This is a genomic window from Microbacterium sp. STRO-1N, assembly GCF_057748015.1.
The window spans coordinates 554,800-573,895 of record NZ_CM173234.1 but is presented as its reverse complement, the minus strand read 5'-3'; the positions used below and the strand labels follow the sequence as shown (position 1 = coordinate 573,895).

At 67.6% G+C, this 19,096-nt stretch carries 7 protein-coding genes; all 7 read right to left on the bottom strand.

The features are described 5' to 3' along the window. Complete coding sequence (locus AC3ANJ_RS02730) at nt 1–1,380, bottom strand: RDD family protein (protein WP_488318121.1); 1,380 nt, start codon at nt 1,378–1,380, stop codon at nt 1–3. Then, complete coding sequence (locus AC3ANJ_RS02725) at nt 1,377–3,758, bottom strand: transglutaminase-like domain-containing protein (protein ID WP_488318120.1); 2,382 nt, start codon at nt 3,756–3,758, stop codon at nt 1,377–1,379. The genes AC3ANJ_RS02730 and AC3ANJ_RS02725 overlap by 4 nt, the downstream gene beginning before the upstream one ends. After that, nucleotides 3,755–5,017, bottom strand: coding sequence for a DUF58 domain-containing protein (locus tag AC3ANJ_RS02720; RefSeq protein WP_488318119.1), 1,263 nt, complete (start codon nt 5,015–5,017; stop codon nt 3,755–3,757). Before AC3ANJ_RS02720 ends, AC3ANJ_RS02725 begins: the two co-directional genes overlap by 4 nt. Further along, nucleotides 5,017–5,988 carry an AAA family ATPase gene (locus AC3ANJ_RS02715; RefSeq protein ID WP_488318118.1) on the bottom strand — a complete coding sequence of 324 codons (972 nt, stop codon included), beginning with the start codon at nt 5,986–5,988 and terminating at the stop codon, nt 5,017–5,019. Before AC3ANJ_RS02715 ends, AC3ANJ_RS02720 begins: the two co-directional genes overlap by 1 nt. 55 nt (nt 5,989–6,043) lie before the next feature. Further along, nucleotides 6,044–12,082, bottom strand: a complete 6,039-nt coding sequence (locus AC3ANJ_RS02710; RefSeq protein WP_488318117.1) for an Ig-like domain-containing protein — start codon at nt 12,080–12,082, stop codon at nt 6,044–6,046. Between the two features lie 211 nt (nt 12,083–12,293). Then, a complete protein-coding gene (locus AC3ANJ_RS02705) occupies nt 12,294–18,383 on the bottom strand; it encodes an Ig-like domain-containing protein (RefSeq protein WP_488318116.1) in 6,090 nt (2,029 codons plus the stop codon). Between the two features lie 133 nt (nt 18,384–18,516). After that, complete coding sequence (locus AC3ANJ_RS02700) at nt 18,517–19,086, bottom strand: DNA-3-methyladenine glycosylase I (RefSeq protein ID WP_406247083.1); 570 nt, start codon at nt 19,084–19,086, stop codon at nt 18,517–18,519. Between the last annotated feature and the right edge of the window lie 10 nt (nt 19,087–19,096).

Sequence of the window (19,096 nt, the reverse complement as noted above, 5' to 3'; positions counted from 1 at the left end):
TCATTCGTAGCCTCCGACGGTGACGATGCGGTCTCCGATCGAGATCACGTCGCCCAGCTTGATGCCGACGCGCTCACCCGGAGGGCACGGGATCTGCACGCCCTCGCGGATGATCATCGTGCCGTTGGTCGAGCTGCGGTCCATCACCCAGCCGCCGAACGTCTCGGCCGCCGCTTCGAAATGCGTCTTCGACAGCGACAGGGTCTCGTCGCGCACCGGCACCGTGATCGCACCGTCTTCGGCGGCAGGGTTGCGGCCGAAGATCGTGCGCCGCGACACCGAGACGCGCGTGCCGTCATCCCACGTGAAGACGAGCCGATGACCCGGGACGCTGATGCGCGTCTGCTCGAGGTCGTCGTCGTGGTCCTGGTTCTGCGCGACGGGGACGACGGATGCCGGGACGGCCGGGTTCTCCGCCGTCGGCGCCTCGTCTTCCGCGCCCTCCGGCCCCGGCGCGATCGGCGCAGGCGCGACGGGCGCGACGCCGGCCGACTCTGGTTGCTCCGGAGCCATGGGGCGCACCGGTGCGTCCTGCGTGATCCCCGGAACGAAGGCGATCAGCGAGGAATCGGCGGGCAGCGGGGCAGCAGGAGCCGGCGTCACCGGCAGCGGAGGACGCGGCGGGACGATGGTCTCGTCCAGGTCATCGGCCGGCTCGGGGGCGAGCGGAGCGGGTGCGCTGGGAGCCGGCGCGGCGTACGGATCCGGCGCGGGGGCCGGGGTCGCCTGCGGGTGCACAGGCTGCTCGAACGACGGCTGCGCCGGTGTCTGGCCGCCGAACGGCAGCGGCGGAGCCGGGATCGCGCCCCGGGGCGCGGGTGATCCGGCAGGGTCCGGGTACCCCGGCGTCGCCAACTGCTGCCCGGCGAATCCCTGACCGAACGGCTGCGCCACGGGCATCGCCTGAGTGGGCGGCGCTGCGGGAGAGGACGATCGCGCGTCGATCACGAGCGACTTCGCGACCTTGTCGTGCCAGCCCTGGAAGCGACCGGACCCGTCGAACAGCGGCGAGAAGTAGCCGACCACGATCGAGGCGGCGAGGCCGAAGATCACGTTGCGCAGCAGCGCGCGCCAGAAGCCGATCGAGCCGCCGTTCTCGGCATCCACGAGCCGGACGCCCTGCACGCGCATGCCGATGGACCCCGTGCCGACCTGCATGTAGGTGTAGATCAGCAGCCAGGCGAGTTCGATGGCGACGACGACCGGCATTCCGATCGCGATCACCAGCAGGATGCCCTCCGGCGAGCCGGTGGCCACGGCGATCGTGACGACGATGCCGCTGAGCACGACGCCGAGGCCTCCGGCGATCAGTGCGTCGATCACGTACGCGACGGCACGACGGGAAATCGGGGCGACCGGCCCGAAGGGAAGCATCGTCATGCGCTCTCGCTCTCGGATGTGAGTGGACTGTTCTTGTCGATGGTGCCAGGTTCGGGCCGTTTGCGCGCGGTCGCGGCGTTCTTGAGGCTCGTGAAGCGCGCCGTGACCGACGAGTCCTTGAGCAGCGATCGCAGGCTCAGGCGCGCCTTCAGGCGCGTGAAGAAACCGGCATCCTTGCTGAGGCCGACGACGATCGCGTCGACTTCCTTCCAGAACGCGTCGACCTGCTCCGGCGTCGGATCGCTCGGCCCGAACACCTCGGCATCCGCGCGCTGCGCGAGCACCGTCACAGCCGGGACCGGGATCTTCTCGATGACCTGCCCCGCCTCTTCGGCACGTGTGGCACCGGCGGTGATCCGCGCCCCGTAGTCCACGGCGCGGTCGGTGAGCTCGTCCCATCCGCCGCTGATCCGGTCGCTCGCGCGCTCGGCGGCACGGCGCGAGCGGCGACGAGCCGCCTTCCACGCGCCGACGACGATGAACGGAGACGCCAGCAGCGCGATGACGCCCAGCGAGATCCCGCCGACCACGAGGATCGTGCCGATGAGGCCGGCGAGGTTGAAGTCGTCCTCCTCGGCCTCGCGGTCGTCCGGCAGCGTCGGCGGCAGGTCGACCGGCTCCTGCGGCGGGGGCGGCGGCTGCAGCACCTGCGGCTTCGGATCGGCCCGCGGCTTGGTGTTCTGATCGTTGGGGACCTTGTCCTCCGGCGGTGTGGGGTCGAACGCGACCCAGCCGTGGCCGGCGAAGTTGACCTCCACCCAGGCGTGCACGTCCTCGCCGGATGCGTCGAACGTCGTGTTCGCGGCATCCTCTTCGTCCGGGTAGAAACCCATGACCACCCTGGCCGGGATGTCGAGTTCGCGAGCCAGAAGCGTCATGGCGACGGCGTACTGCTCGTCGTCTCCGATCATCTGATCCCCGCCGATCAGGGTCGTGATGCGCTCGGACGTGTGCCCGGCGCGCGAGATGACCTCGTTCTGCAGCCCGTGGCTGAAGAACCCGCCCTCGGCGAGGAAGGTCTCCAGCGCCGCGACCTTCTCGATCGGAGTCTCGGCGTCCTCCGTCTGCTCCGCCGCGAGCGAAGCGAGCTCCTCGGGGACGTTGCTCTGCTTGGGCATCGTGACCGAGCCGAACTCCGCCTTCCCGAGGCCCTCGTCATCGCGCTCGACCGGGACCGTCGTCTCGAGCGTGTAGGTGTCGCCCTTCGCGAGCGGGATCGTACTGATCGCCGTCGCGCTGGACTCGTTGAAGTACGTCGAGCGGCGCAGTTCCTCGGCGCGGTCGCCGGTGTACGAGAACTCGTTGACCTGCCCGGTGATCGGGATCCAGACGTCGTCGTACTCGCCGATCTCGACCTTCACCGTCACCCTGTCGCCCTCGGCATCCACCGACATGTTGCCGCGCAGCGGAGTGAACGCGCCGGACGAGCCGTTGCCGGCATCCGAGACGTTGTAGACCTGGCCGTTGAAATCGTCCATGGCGGCCAGCCGGATGCGGGATCCCTCGGGCAGGCCATGGATCGTGAAGAGCGTGTGCTCGCTGTCGTCGCGGACGACCTTCCGGTACGACTGCAGGGGGCTGGGGTACTCGCGGATATCGAACGGCGGGATGATGGTGTCGCGGAAGACGTGCCGCGGCTCGTACGGCTGGGCGAAGGCGCTCGTCGCGACGCCGGCGCCGGCGGCGACGACGAGGACGGCGGCCCCGGCGCCGACCCGACGCCAGCGCATGTGCGATGCGCGCGCCGGATCGATCTCGCTCACCGACACCGCGGCGTTCTGCGGTGCCCAGATCTGGCGCAGCGACAGCCAGCCGACGCTGACGAGCGCGAAGACCGCACCTTGCACGATCGGCGCGGCCGGCGACGGCACGCCCAGTGCGATGCCGAACATCACCGCGACGCCTGCCGGGATCAGCGCCCAGCCGACGTGGCGCAGACGCAGCGCGAGCGAGCCGGTCAGCACGCTCGTGACCAGCAGGAGCAGGAACGGCACGATGAGATGCCCGTCGGATGCCGCGACAGGGGCGACCGTCGTCAGCAGCTGCTTCCACGACGTGATCGTGCCGACGGCAAGACGCTGCAGCGTGTCGATGGTCGGGATGAAGCCGGCGATCGTCGTGTACGGCAGCGCGAGAGCCCCGCCGAAGACGAAGTACACGCCGAGGGTGAGGCCGGCGATGATGAGGATGCCCCAGCGACGCCATGCGCTGACGGCCGCGATTCCGAGGCCGAGCACGACGGCGCCGATCGCGGCGGGCAGGTAACTGGGTCCGGCGAACGTGGGCCAGAACCCCACGATCGCGACGCCGAGCAGGAGAGCGGACGCGCTGAGGTCGACGGCCAGACGCCGCGGAGCGATCCGAGCGGGAGAGGTCATGCGAGCACCTTCCGCAGGGCGATGGGCAGCTGCTCGAGCGCCGCGACCGTCACGACGTCCGCCTCGCCGATGCGGCGCAGCGTCGGGTTCTCGGCCTTCAGATCGACGACGATCGCGAGCGAGCGTGCGCCGAACGGAACCCGGGCGCACGCCGCGCGGAGGTCTTCCGTCCGCGTCTTCGACCCGGTGACGAGCACGACGAAGCTCGCGAGCGCCATCGTCGCGGACAGGACTCCGGCGAGCTGGGTGACGCCGCCGTCCTTGGGCTTGGACTGCTCGACGGTGGACAGCGAGTCGAGCAGCTGCTTGCCGGTGCCGGCGGGGAGCTCACGGCCCTGCACACGCAGGTCGACGCGCTGCGAGTCGCGCAGCGCGCGGAGTCCCACCGAACCCGCCATCGACACGGCGCGCTCGAATTCCTCCTCTTCCGCGTACTCCGCGGCGTTGCAGGACAGCCCGATCACGAAGTGCGAGCGACGGGTTTCCTCGAACTGGCGCACCATCATGACGCCGGTGCGGGCCGTCGATCTCCAGTGCACGTGGCGTAGGTCGTCTCCGGGCTGGTACTCCAGCAGCGCGTGGAAGGACACGTCATCGCGGGACAGGTCGGATGCCGGCATCCCCTCGAGATCCCGCAGGAAGCCAAGCGACTGGCCGTCGAACAGCACGGTCCTGGGGTGGACGTAGAGGTCGACGGGCTGGTCGCGGTTGTGCGCCCGCTCGAACAGGCCGAGCGGGTCGCCGCGGACGACGCTGACCGGACCGACCTCGACGACGCTGCGCTTCTGTGTCGGGATCGCGAACAGCTCTTCGGCCTGCTCCCCCGGCGCGAGGCGCTGGATGCCGAACTCGCCGCGCCCCGAGCCGACCGGGAGCACGACGCGCGAAGGCAGGATGGCGCGGTCGCTGTTGTTGGCGAGGGTCAAGGCGCCGACCGCGCGCTCACCCACCACCACGCGGGTGCGGGCGAGGTCGAGGGCCACGTCGTACTCCGTGCGGCCGATGAGGAACAGGGCGCACAGCGCCACCGTGACGGCGATGATCACCGCGGCGACGGTGAGTTCCCACCATCCGAACACCTGCCCGATGACCCAGAGTCCGATGGCGAGGCCGATGAGCACCCAGGCGAGCGGGCGGACGGCGGAGAGGATCAAGCGGAGACGCGTCCACGCGCGCGCGCCGAGGACCGCCGCGATGTCGCGCCAGCCGGCATCGCGAGCGGTCGTCAGCGGGACGACGGGTACGGTCTCCGACGTCATCACGCCGCCGTTCGCGCCTGGGGCGCCGCGACGGACTCGAGCGCGCGAGCGATCACGACGTCGGCGGTCGTGCCGGCGAACTCGGCCTCGGCATCCAGCAGCAGGCGGTGCTGCCACACGGCGTGCGCGAGCGACTTGATGTCGTCGGGCAGCACGTAGTGGCGGCCGTGGGCCGCAGCCCACACCTTCGACATGCGAACCATCGAGATCGCGCCGCGGACCGAAACACCCAGGCGGATGCTCTTGTCGTTGCGGGTCGCCTCGGTGAGTTCGGCGACGTAGCGCAGCACGGCCGGCTCCACGTGGGCCGTGGCGGCGAGGTCGGCCATGTCGGCCACAGCGCTCGTGGTGATGATCGCGGACAGGCTCGCGGACGGGTTGCGGTCGGATGCCCCGGCCAGGATGCTCTCGGTCACGGCGAGGTCGGGGTAGCCGATCGAGGTCTTGATGAGGAACCGGTCCAGCTGCGCCTCGGGGAGCTTGTAGGTTCCGGCCTGCTCGACGGGGTTCTGCGTCGCGATCACGAGGAACGGGCGACCGGCCTCATGGGTGACGCCGTCGACCGTGACCCTGGACTCCTCCATGACCTCGAGCAGCGCGGACTGCGTCTTCGGCGATGCACGGTTGATCTCGTCCGCGAGGACGATCGAGGCGAAGATCGGGCCCTTGTGGAACTCGAAGCGGTGCGCCTGCTGGTCGTAGATCGTGACGCCGGTGACGTCGGAGGGCAGCAGGTCGGGCGTGAACTGGATACGCGCGCTGGTGCCCTGCACTGTCGCCGCGAGGGCCTTGGCGAGGCTGGTCTTGCCGGTGCCGGGGGCGTCCTCCAGGAGCACGTGCCCTTCCGCGAGCATCGAGGCGAGCACGAGGCTCACGATCTCGCGCTTGCCCTGCAGCGCCTTGTCGATGTTGTCGACGAGGCGATGGAAGGTGCCCTGGAACCAGGCCGCCTGTTCGGGGGTCATCGTCATGAGTGGGTTTCCTTACGTGGGGATGTGGGGATGCTGTGGGGAGGGCGCCGCGGCGCTACCAATCTCGACGTTCGTAGGCTGTGCCGTCGATCGTGACCCAGACCTGATGAGGCGGCTCCCTGGTCAGGTCCCCGTGGTGGCACGACAGATCGAAGTCGGCATTCGCGCCGAACGTGAGCGTGTAGGTGCGCCACGAGTCCCCGAACGGCGTGCTGGAGCATCCGACGGTGTGCGAGCCGTAGGGGAACGTCTCGTTCGTGTTGAGGTTGAACCGGTGACAGCCGTCATAGCAGTCATCACTTCCGACGTACGCACCGTTCTCGACCCACGCGCGGGGCGCGGGCGGCGGCGGCGGCGGGTCGCTCGTCCGCGCAGATGCGGTGGCTTCGGCCGACCAGCCCGCCTTGTTGTGCACCTGCACCCGGATGGAATGTGTCGTCGCGTACGCGCTTCCGGTCGTCGTGGCGCCGGTGGTCGCGACGCTCTGCCATGCGCCGCCGTTGATGCTGATCTGCGCGGCGTCGAGCGATGCGCCGTTGTCGCCCGTCGGACTCCAGTTGAACGTGACCGTCGTCCCGTTATTGACGGCGGTGGCACTGGGCGCCGGGGGGATGCCGAATGGCGTCTGCGGCGCGGACGATCCGGACGGGTCAGAGACGTACTCCACGCCGTCGACGGTGGTGACGGCACGAATGCGCACGGTGTACGGCGTGCCGTTGCTCGCCATGATGTAGCTGCCGTCCCAGTTGAAGCCGGCGTCTGGTCCGTTGACGTGCCATGTACCGCCGTTGAGGCTGTAGTCGTACCTCACCTCGCCGGCGGATGCGCCGTTCAACTCGGCCTCGGAAAGGCGGTACGAGTTCGGATCCACGATCAGCGCATGATCGCCCGCCTGCACAGACGGTGTGCCCGGCGTGCCGGGCTTGATGGCGGCGCGACGCGGAGCCGAGGCATCCGACCAGGCGCCCCACCCGGCCTTGTTCTGCGCGTGCACCTTGTACGTGTAGGCGGTCGTCGAAGTGTCCACGACCACGGCCTGCGTGGTCTTGCCCGCTGCCACCGCGATCGTCTGCACCACCGTGCCGCCGCGCAGCACCTGCAGCTGGTAGCCGTCGATCGCGTCGCCGTTGTTGTTCGGAGCGACCCAGGCCACCTGCATCTGCGCGCGATCACCGACCGGCGAGAGCAGACTCGTGGTCGGAGGTGCCGGCTGGAGCGGCGGACCAGCAGGGATCTCCCCCAGCGACGGTCCGCTCCAGCTCGACGGTTCGGGGGCGAGGTTGTGGGCGCGGATGCGGACCGTGTACTCGGTCCCGTTCTCCAGACCCGTCCACGTGTAGCTGTTGCCGGTGATGTTCGTCTTCTGACCCGCACCGACACCGCCCGAGAGCTCCAGCGTGTAGTACTGCACCGGAGAACCAGGAGTCGACGGCGTCTTCCACGCGATCTTCAACTCCTTGTCCCCGAACACCAGCGTCGGAGCCGCCGGAGTATCCGGACGCGCATCCGGACGAGCCTCCGCCGACGACGGCGACGGCTCAGACTCCCCGACCCGGTTGTTCGCCGTCACCTGGAACAGATACTTCACATTGTTCGTCAGACCATCCAACGTGCACGTCGTCGACGAGCACTGCTTCTCATACGCATCACCCTGAACCGACCGGACCGTGTACCCCTCGATCTTCGCGCCGTTGTTCGCCGGCGGCGACCACGACAGCACCACCTTCCGATCCTGCACACTCGACACCGTCGGCTTGCCCGGAGCATCCGGCACACCCTGCACCTTCAACACGATCTTCCCGTCCACCTCACGGTCCGGGTCCTCCGTGATGTCACCGATCCGATAGCGGATCGTGACGGTGCCGACGTAGTCCTTGCCCGCGGTGACCTCGATCTTGTCCCCGACGATCGCCGGCTCGCCCTCGCCGCTCTCCGGTTCGGCGGAGATGAGCCGCAGCTCTCCCTCGCCGGCGAAGGGGTTGAAGTCGTTCTGCAGCACCGGAACGGTGATCGTCTCGCCCTGATCGACCTCGTCGAACGTGTCGGTGACGGCGGTCGGAAGGTCGCGGGTCGACGCCGAGACCGTCACGGTCACTGCGCCGTCGATCGGGTCGGTGTGCCCGTCCGTGATGCGGACCTTCAACGTGGCCGCCGTGCCCTTGGGGGTGTTGGAGGATGCTTCGACGAGCAGCTTCGTGCCGTCCATGCGCGCCGAGATGCCCTCGGTCGCACCGCTCACGTAGTCGAACGAGAGCTTGCCCTGATCCTCCGGATCCGGGTCATCCGCGAGCTCGGCGAGATCGATCTCCGCCGCCGCCTCACCCGGGGCGACATTGACCTGACCACCCGTGAACGTGGGCGGCTGGTTCGCGGGCGGAAGCACCGTGATCGGGATCGACAGCGTCGCCTTCGTCCCCTCCGGATCATCCGGCCCCGTCCCATCCGTCACCTCGAAGGACAGGGCGTCGGAGCCGAAGTACCGGTCCGCCGAGGTGTAGACCAGCGTGCGCTCGTCCTTGATCAGCGCCGCGCCATTGGAATGCGCGGCGCTCACCTTCTCCGCCTCGGTCAGCACCACCTGACCACCACCGGACACCGTCACGTACTCCGCCAGGGGAATCTCCACCGTCTCACCGCTGACGACCTCGACCGACTTGCCCGCCTCGATCACCGGAGGAACCTCGGAGCGCGCGGGCACGAAGATGAACGCCGCGTTCTCCTGCCCGTCCTCATCCGTGATCGTGTACCGGATCACCTGCGACGACTCACCGATCGTCACCTGAACCGTGCGGTCATCCAGCACCGTCCCCCCGGTCTCGACATCGAGCTCGAGGGCGTCCGTCGTCCCATCCGGATCCTCATCGTTCGCAAGGACATCGACATCGAACGTCGCCTCCTCCGTGATATCCGTCGACTTCACCCGATCATCACGAGCGATCGGGAACAGCAGGGGCACGTCCTCGTCCACCGTGACCTGAACAACAGCCTTCGCCTCCGCCCCGCGCTCATCCACGATCGTGTACTGCAAAGACGTCTCCACCTCAGCATCCGGCGCCTGAACCAGCACCCGATCACCCGAGACGCGTGCCTCGAAGCCCGCGACGCCTTCGGGCAGGGTGAGCCCGTTCTTCACCAGCGCGACCTTGTCGCCCTCCGGGTCCGAGTCGTTCACCAGCACCGGAACGGCGACCTCGCGGCCGGGGCGCACGACCACGGCATCCTTCACCGCGTACGGCGACTGATTGACCTCCTCGCTGGGAGCGATGCCCACATGGACGGTCGCGGTGCCTTCTTTGCCGAGCTTGTCGCGGACCTTGTAGGTGAACGTGTCGACGCCGATGGAATCCTCGAAAGCCTCGTAGACGAGGTAGTTCGCCTCGACTGTCACCAGCCCCTTCTTCGGATTGGAATCCAGGCCCAGCAGCTCGACGGAATCGCCGTCCGCGTCGATGCCGTCCAGCGGAATCGCGATGTTCGCGGTCGTCCCGCTCAATGTGCGGGCGGTGACGTCCCGCGGTCGCGGGGCGGCGTTGGTCTCCTCGTCGACGGCGAGGATCTGGATCGTGATGTACCCGGCATCGACCTGGCCGTTCTCGTCCACAACGTTGTACGTGGCATACACGGTCTTCGCGTCGGGTCCTGCCCGGAAGCGGACCGCGTCCTGCGAGACGAAGGCCTCGCCATCCTCCGGATCGATGAACGGCTCGACCAGCTCGGGCTCCACGTGCATCGCCAGATCGTTCGGGTGCGTGTCGTTGTCGAGCACCGGGATCGTCACCACGTCGCCGGCGCGGACAACCACCGTGTCGTCGTTCGCCACGGGCGGGAGGAGTTTGTCCGGTGCGGGGATCGGGATGACGACGACATCGCCCTCCGCGGTTTTCGTGCCGTTCGAGATGCGGTACTTGATGCGCACCTGATCGTCCAGACCACCCTGATCGCCGATGCGCAGCGTCTCGTGGTTGAGCACCGAGACCGAGACGCCGCTGCCGGGCTCGACCGTCACCGACTGCACGACGAGGACACCGCCACCCGGGTCGGTGTCGTTGTTCAACACACCCACGAGCGCTTCGCCGCCGGTCGGCAGGAGGGCGACATCGCGGACCGCGATCGGTGCGAGGTCCTCCTGCGTGGGCTCCTGGACGTCGATGCGCACGATCCCGACGGCCGCCGGCACTCCGGCTGTGACGTGATACTGCACATAGTAGACGCCCACGGCGGGTGCCGAGAATGTGAAGGTCTTGTTCGGATAATCAGGAAGGATCGTCGTACCCGCGCGCTCTTCGACGCGCGTGAGGCGCAGCGGCTCGCGGCTCGAGCTCGTGTCGTTGGTCAGCGGCGCGACCGTGACCTGCGCTCCGACGGTCGTCACGATGTGATCGGCGTTGGTCTTCGGAAGCGTCGAGCCGACCGGGCGCACGTCCAGCTGGATCGTCCCCGAGGACTGCTCCCCCGAGCCGTCGGCCACGATCACCTGAAGCTCGTGGCGTCCTGGTGGGGACGCGACCGCGCGATAGGTGATCTGACCATCCGTGGTGAAGTCGACCTCATCACCGGTCGCGGGCACGACGGCCTGGAGGTAGACGTCGTCGCCGTCGGGATCGATCCAGTCCGGCAGCACGTTGTACGACACCGTGCCACCCGCCTCCACCGCCAGAGTGCTCTTCCGCTTCGGCTCCGGCGCCGCATTCACACTCCAGTCATGCACCGACACCGACACACTCGCCGTCGCCCGACCCTCACGCCCATCATCGATCTCATACACGAACGACGCCGACCCCGACGCATCCTCCGGCACCGCGATCTGCAGCGCACTGCCATTGTTGATCGGCTGCACGCCACCGATCGACGGCTGATCCCCCTTGACCGCCGCCACCAGCACATCACCGTCAGCATCCGTATCGTTGTCCAGCACCGGCAGGAACGTCGTCCCACCCGGCCGCACACCGAACGAATCATCCTCCGCGATCGGAACCGTATTCTCCTCACTCCGCTCCGGAAGAGACGTCTCCACCGTCTCCTCGGTGGTGTTCTCCTCCTCCTCGGTCTCCCCCTCCGGAGGAGTGATGTCATTCCAGTTGTCCACCTGCTGCAGGCTGTCCGTCACCAGCCAGGCCGCGCCCTGAACGGCATCGTTCAACACGATCACGTCCCGGTTGACGCGGAACGACAGATTCGCGCCCGGCTTCACATTCGGCACCTGATCCACGAGATCGGCATCATCCCCGGGGCACTCGCGCACGAACTGGCCAGACCCCGACCACGCCCCGTACGAACATCCCAGAAGCGACACCGGCGCCGCCGGTTCGCCCTGAGCAGTAGCGCTGGTCGCTGCGATCTCGCCGCCGTCCAGGGGCACCCGCAACAGCTGCGAGGCCGTCGCCACGGTCACAGCGGCCGCATCCGCGGATGCCTGCTGGAGGACGGCAGTGTCGCCTTCCGGGATCTCGGTCGCGAATCCACCGGGGGTCGTCACGATGCCGCGGGCTGGATCGAGGACGACGGGCGTCGTCCCGATGGCGGTGATCGTCGGCGTGCTGTCCTTCTTGAGCCCCTCGACCGCTGCGGATGTCGGCTCCAGCGCCTCGCCCTGTGCATCCACCGGAATCGTGAACACCGCAGCCTGCTCGGCCGAAACAGCGTAGACAGTGCCATCGCGCCCGACGGTCAGATCGGCACCGGGTCCCAGTTCGAGGAGCGGATCCTCGCTGACGAACTCGAACTCGGTGAGACCGGTGACGGCTTCGACCCACAGATCACCGGACTCGGCGTCGAGGATCGCCACGGTCTTGGCACCGAGGCCGACCTTCGCCGCTCCTGGAATGCCGGTGCTGTCGCCGAGCGTCACATGCGCGGGGTCGACGACCGTGACGGTCGACTCGTCCCGATTGACGACCAGGACGGTCGCTTCGTCCTGGAGGATGTCGAAGTTCTCGCCTGGAGTGCGCAGCCCGCCGTCGAGCAGTTCGGATTCGTTGTTGAAGTGACCGACCAACAGGTTCGACGACTTCGTGACCCACACCCCGCCGTCGTTCAGATCGACCTCGGTCGTGGGGTTGCCGTCGTAGGCGAAGGCGAGAGTCGTGATCGTCACGACACCTGCCGTGACCGCCGCTGCCGAGGCAAGCGTTTTCGGCCGCGCGCGGACCCAGCTCAGTGCCTTCATACCCGGTTTCCCCCTGGACGACTGTCGACTTCGTGGTGCGCGCGGTCCTCCGCTCAGCCCACAAGTCGCACCGGGACATCCTAACCGCGGTCGCTGAATGCGCTCGATGGGGAGAACTGCCCACCGAGCGCATCCAGCGCTACGGTCTCGGCCAGAAGTTCTTCTCAGTGTCGACGCCGTCTCCCCAACCCAGGATGTCGACCCACACGTCGACGCCGTCGCGGCCTTGGTGGCAGGCGATCTCAGTGCCTCCGTTGCCGTTGAAGTTCACGCTGTAGGAGTAATTGCTGACGCCGCCGGGATACGCGCTCGAGTAGCACCTGACGTCCTTGGTACCGATGTCGAGGTTCTGCCAGTTCACGTAGAAGTTCGCGCAGCGGTTGACGCACTGCTGCGCGTCCAGCGAGCCCTGAGTGACCCACACGCGCGGCGCCGGCGGCTCCGGCTTCGGCCCTGAAGTCTCCGACTTGGAGACGACATCCGAATAGCCGGCCTTGTTGTGCACGCGCACCTTGATCGAGTGCTGCTGGCTGTAGCCGTTGCCGACCTGGACGGAGTCGCTGTTGTTGGCGGTCTTCCAACCGTTCCCGTCGATGTTGATCTCGGTCGTGATCGCTGCCCCGTTATTGCCGTTGGGACTCCACGAGAACGTCACCGACTGCGCGTTGGACGCCGAGGACACCGACGGCGCTGGCGGGATGCCGTAGGGCGTCACGCCATTGGACGCCGCAGACCCGTCCGAGATGTACTGCTTGCCGTCGACCGTCGCCACCGCGCGCACGCGCACGGCGTATTGGGTGCCGTTGTCCACGCCGGAGATCGTCGTGCCGTCCCAGTCGGCCCGCCATCCGCCGCCGAGGTTGTACTGGTACGTCGTCTCCTGCGCCGAGGCGCCGTTGAGCTGCGCCGCCGTCAGCTTGTAGCTGTCGGTCACGGTGATGCTCCGGTCATGGGCGGTCGCCGCCGGTGCCGAAGGCGTGTCCGGCTTGATGACGCCACGGCGCGGTGCGGATGCCGCACTCCAGGCGCCCCACCCGGCCTTGTTCTGCGCGTGCACCTTGTAGGTGTACGCGCTCGTGGACGTGTCGACGACGACCGCCTGCGTGGTCTTGCCCGCTGCCACCGCGATCGTCTGCACGACGGTTCCGCCGCGCAGCACCTGCAGCTGGTAGCCGTCGATCGGGTCGCCGTTGTTGTTCGGCGCGACCCACGCGACCTGCATCTGGGCCCGCTCGCCGACGGGCTCGAGTTCACTCGTCGTCGGTGCTCCCGGAGCTGCCGGCGGGCCGGCCGGGATCTCGCCGAGCGAGTTCCCGCTCCAGCTGGAGGGTTCGGGGGCGAGGTTGTGGGCGCGGATGCGGACCGTGTACTCGGTCCCGTTCTCCAGACCCGTCCACGTGTAGCTGTTGCCGGTGATGTTCGTCTTCTGACCCGCACCGACACCGCCCGAGAGCTCCAGCGTGTAGTACTGCACCGGAGAACCAGGAGTCGACGGCGTCTTCCACGCGATCTTCAACTCCTTGTCCCCGAACACCAGCGTCGGAGCCGCCGGAGTATCCGGACGCGCATCCGGACGAGCCTCCGCCGACGACGGCGACGGCTCAGACTCCCCGACCCGGTTGTTCGCCGTCACCTGGAACAGATACTTCACATTGTTCGTCAGACCATCCAACGTGCACGTCGTCGACGAGCACTGCTTCTCATACGCATCACCCTGAACCGACCGGACCGTGTACCCCTCGATCTTCGCGCCGTTGTTCGCCGGCGGCGACCACGACAGCACCACCTTCCGATCCTGCACACTCGACACCGTCGGCTTGCCCGGAGCATCCGGCACACCCTGCACCTTCAACACGATCTTCCCGTCCACCTCACGGTCCGGGTCCTCCGTGATGTCACCGATCCGATAGCGCACGGTCATCGTTCCGACGTATTCGCCGTTCGGCGTCACCTCGACCTGGTCGCCGACCATCTTGACCGTGCCGTCGCCGCTCTCGCGTTCGGCCGAGATCAGCCGCAGCTCTCCCTCGCCGGCGAAGGGGTTGAAGTCGTTCTCCAATACCGGGACCGTGATCGTCTCGCCCTGATCGACCTCCTCGAACGTGTCGGGAACCGCGGTGGGCAACTCGCGCGTCGAAGCGGTCACGCTGACGCCGACCGTTCCGGTGACGGGGTCGGTGTGGCCGTCGGTGATGCGCACGGTGAGGCTGGCAGCCGTGCCCTTGGGGGTGTTGGAGGATGCTTCGACGAGCAGCTTCGTGCCGTCCATGCGCGCCGAGATGCCCTCGGTCGCACCGCTCACGTAGTCGAACGAGAGCTTGCCCTGATCCTCCGGATCCGGGTCATCCGCGAGCTCGGCGAGATCGATCTCCGCCGCCGCCTCACCCGGGGCGACATTGACCTGACCACCCGTGAACGTGGGCGGCTGGTTCGCGGGCGGAAGCACCGTGATCGGGATCGACAGCGTCGCCTTCGTCCCCTCCGGATCATCCGGCCCCGTCCCATCCGTCACCTCGAAGGACAGGGCGTCGGAGCCGAAGTACCGGTCCGCCGAGGTGTAGACCAGCGTGCGCTCGTCCTTGATCAGCGCCGCGCCATTGGAATGCGCGGCGCTCACCTTCTCCGCCTCGGTCAGCACCACCTGACCACCACCGGACACCGTCACGTACTCCGCCAGGGGAATCTCCACCGTCTCACCGCTGACGACCTCGACCGACTTGCCCGCCTCGATCACCGGAGGAACCTCGGAGCGCGCGGGCACGAAGATGAACGCCGCGTTCTCCTGCCCGTCCTCATCCGTGATCGTGTACCGGATCACCTGCGACGACTCACCGATCGTCACCTGAACCGTGCGGTCATCCAGCACCGTACCGCCGGACTCGACATCGAGCTCGAGGGCGTCCGTCGTCCCATCCGGATCCTCATCGTTCGCAAGGACATCGACATCGAACGTCGCCTCCTCCGTGATATCCGTCGACTTCACCCGATCATCACGAGCGATCGGGAACAGCAACGGAACATCCTCATCGACGGTCACCTGAACAACAGCCTTCGCCTCCGCCCCGCGCTCATCCACGATCGTGTACTGCAGAGAGGTCTCCACCTCAGCATCCGGCGCCTGAACCAGCACCCGATCACCGGACACCCGCGCGTCGAGACCGGGCACGTCGTCGGGCAGCGTCAAGCCGTTCTTCACCAGCGCGACCTTCGAGCCCTCCGGGTCCGAGTCGTTCGCCAACGCGGGCACCGCGACCTCGCGCCCCGGCCGGACCACGACGGAATCCTTCACGGCGTACGGCGACTGGTTGACCTCCTCACTGGGTGCGATGCCCACCTGGATGGTCGCGGTGCCTTCTTTGCCGAGCTTGTCGCGGACCTTGTACGTGAAGGTGTCCAGTCCCGTCGAGTCCTCGAACGCGTCATAGACGAGATAGTTCGCCTCGACCGTGACCAGGCCCTTCTTCGGATTGGAATCGAGTCCGAGCAGTTCCACGGAGTCGCCGTCGGCATCGATGCCGTCCAGCGGGATCGCGATGTTCGCCGTCGTGCCGCTGAGCGTTCGCGCTGTGATGTCGCGAGGGCGGGGCGCCGCGTTCTTCTCCTCGTCGACCGCGAGTACCTGGATCGTGATGTATCCCGCGTCGACCTGGCCGTTCTCATCGATCACGTTATAGGTCGCATAGACGGTCTTGGCCTCAGGACCTGCGCGGAAGCGCACCTGGTCCTGGGAGACGAACGCCTCCCCGTCCTCCGGATCGATGAACGGCTCGACCAGCTCGGGCTCCACGTGCATCGCCAGATCGTTCGGGTGCGTGTCGTTGTCGAGCACCGGGATCGTCACCACGTCGCCGGCCCGCACGACCACCGTGTCATCGTTCGCGACCGGCGGCAGCAGTTTGTCCGGCGCCGCGATCGGGATCACGACGACGTCGCCCTCCGCGGTCTTCGTGCCGTTCGAGATGCGGTACTTGATGCGGACCTGATCGTCGAGCGCCCCCTGGTCGCTGATGCGCAGGGTCTCGTGATTGAGGACGGAGACCGAGACTCCGCTGCCCGGCTCCACCGTCACGGACTGCACGACCAGGACGCCACCGGACGGGTCGGTGTCGTTGTTCAGCACCCCCACGAGCGCTTCGCCGCCGGTCGGCAGGAGGGCGACATCGCGGACCGCGATCGGTGCGAGGTCCTCCTGCGTGGGCTCCTGCACGTCGATGCGCACCAATCCGACAGCTGCTGGCACACCAGCGGTCACGTGGTATTGCACGTAGTACACGTCGGCCACCGAGGCCGAGAACGTGAAGGTCTTGTTCGAGTAGTCGGGAACCATAGTGACGCCCGGCTGCTCCTCGACACGGGTGAGCCGCAGCGGTTCGCGACTCGAGCTGGTGTCGTTGCTCAGCGGTGAGACGGTGATCTGCTGGCCGACCTTCGCGACGACGTGATCGGCGTTGGTCTTCGGCAGTGTCGACCCGACCGGTCGGATGTCGAGCTGGATGACCCCGTTGGTCAGTTCGCCGGATCCATCCGCGACGACGACCTGGATCTCCTGCCGCCCCGGCGGGCTCGCGATGGCGTGATAAGTGATCTGGCCGTCCGTCGTGAAGTCGACTTCGTCGCCCGAGGCTGCCGCGACGTCTTTCAGGTAGACGTCGTCGCCGTCGGGATCGATCCAGTCCGGCAGCACGTTGTACGACACCGTGCCACCCGCCTCCACCGCCAGAGTGCTCTTCCGCTTCGGCTCCGGCGCCGCATTCACACTCCAGTCATGCACCGACACCGACACACTCGCCGTCGCCCGACCCTCACGCCCATCATCGATCTCATACACGAACGACGCCGACCCCGACGCATCCTCCGGCACCGCGATCTGCAGCGCACTGCCATTGTTGATCGGCTGCACGCCACCGATCGACGGCTGATCCCCCTTGACCGCCGCCACCAGCACATCACCGTCAGCATCCGTATCGTTGTCCAGCACCGGCAGGAACGTCGTCCCACCCGGCCGCACACCGAACGAATCATCCTCCGCGATCGGAACCGTATTCTCCTCACTCCGCTCCGGAAGAGACGTCTCCACCGTCTCCTCGGTGGTGTTCTCCTCCTCCTCGGTCTCCCCCTCCGGAGGAGTGATGTCATTCCAGTTGTCCACCTGCTGCAGGCTGTCCGTCACCAGCCAGGCCGCGCCCTGAACGGCATCGTTCAACACGATCACATCCCGATTCACGCGGAACGACAGATTCGCCCCCGGCTTCACCTCCGGCACCTGATCCACCAGATCGGCATCATCCCCGGGGCACTCCCGCACGAACTGGCCAGACCCCGACCACGCCCCATACGAACACCCCAGCAACGAGACCGGCGCCGCCGGTTCGCCCTCAGCACCCGCTTCAGTCGCCACCGCCTCAGAACCATCCAGAGGCACCCGCAACAACGCCGACGTCGTCGCCACCGTCACCGCATCCGCACCTCCGGACGCCTGCTGCAGCACCGCAGTATCAGCCCCCGGAATCTCCGTCGCGAAACCGCCAGGCGTCGAAACGACACCGGCCTGCGGGTCCAGCACCACCGGAACATCGCCGACGGCCGTGACCGACGGGCTGCTCTCCTTCTTCATCCCGTCGACCGCCGCCGAGGTCGGGTCAAGCGGGTCGCCGTGCGGATCCACCGGAACCGTGAACAGCGCCGACTTCGACGGCGAGACCGCGTACACCGTGCCATCGTCTCCGACCGAGACATCCGCGTTGCGTCCCAGCTCGAGCACGGGCTTCGCGCTGACGAACTCGAAGCCGGAGAGGCCGCTGACGGGCTCCACCCAGAGATCACCGGACTCGCGGTCGAGGATCGCCACGGTCCCGGCACCGAGATCGACCTTGGCATTCCCGGGGATCGACGTGGCATCGCCGAGCCTCACCTGGGCGGGGTCGATCGCGGTGACGGTCGAGTCGTCGCGGTTGACCACCACGATGTCGGCCTCGTCCTGGAGGATGTCGAAGTTCTCGCCGGTGGTGCGCAGGCCGCCGTCGAGGACCTCGGACTCGTTGTTGAAGTGCCCGACCAGCAGGTTCGACGACTTCGTGACCCACACGCCGCCGTCGTTCAGATCGACCTCGGTCGTCGGGTTGCCGTCATAGGTCAGCGCGAGAGTCGTGATCGTCACCGCGGCCGCCGTGACCACGGCTGTCGACGCGAGCGTCCTCGGCCGCGCTCGTACCCAGCTCAGCAGCTTCATTCGACGATTCCTCCTGGACGGCCCTCGGGCGGATCGGGACGCGGGCGCGCCGCATGCAAAACACAGCGTGCCCGCGTCATCTTAACCACGTCACCTGGATGCCGCGCGATGGGGAGAACTCCCCATGCTCGACTCAGTCGGCGCGCCAGCACCCCTCGACGTGGTCGTCCACCATGCCTGCGGACTGCATCAGCGCATACATGGTCGTGGCACCGACGAACCGGAACCCCCGCTTCCGCAGCTCTTTGCTCATGGCGGTCGACTCGGCCGTCACAGCGGGCACATCGGCAAAGCTGCGCGGGCGGATGCCGGGGGCCGGCGCGAAGGACCACATCAGCTCGTCGAGCTCGCCGTCCGCCATCTCGGAGACCAGGCCCGCGTTGCCGATCGTGGCGAGGATCTTCGCGCGGTTGCGGATGATCCCGGCGTCCCCCATCAGCCGCTCGACGTCGTCCGGAGTGAAGCGAGCGACGGCCTCCGCATCGAAACCTGCGAAAACCTCCCGGAACCGTGGGCGTTTGCGCAGGATCGTGATCCAGCTGAGCCCGGCCTGGAAGCCCTCCAGCGACATCTTCTCGAACAGCGCGCGATCGCCGTGCAGCGGTCTGCCCCATTCTTCGTCGTGATAGCGCTCGTACTCGGCATCCGCTCCGACCCAGGCGCAACGGACACGACCATCAGCACCGGTGGCGAGAGATGTCATGCTGCCAGCG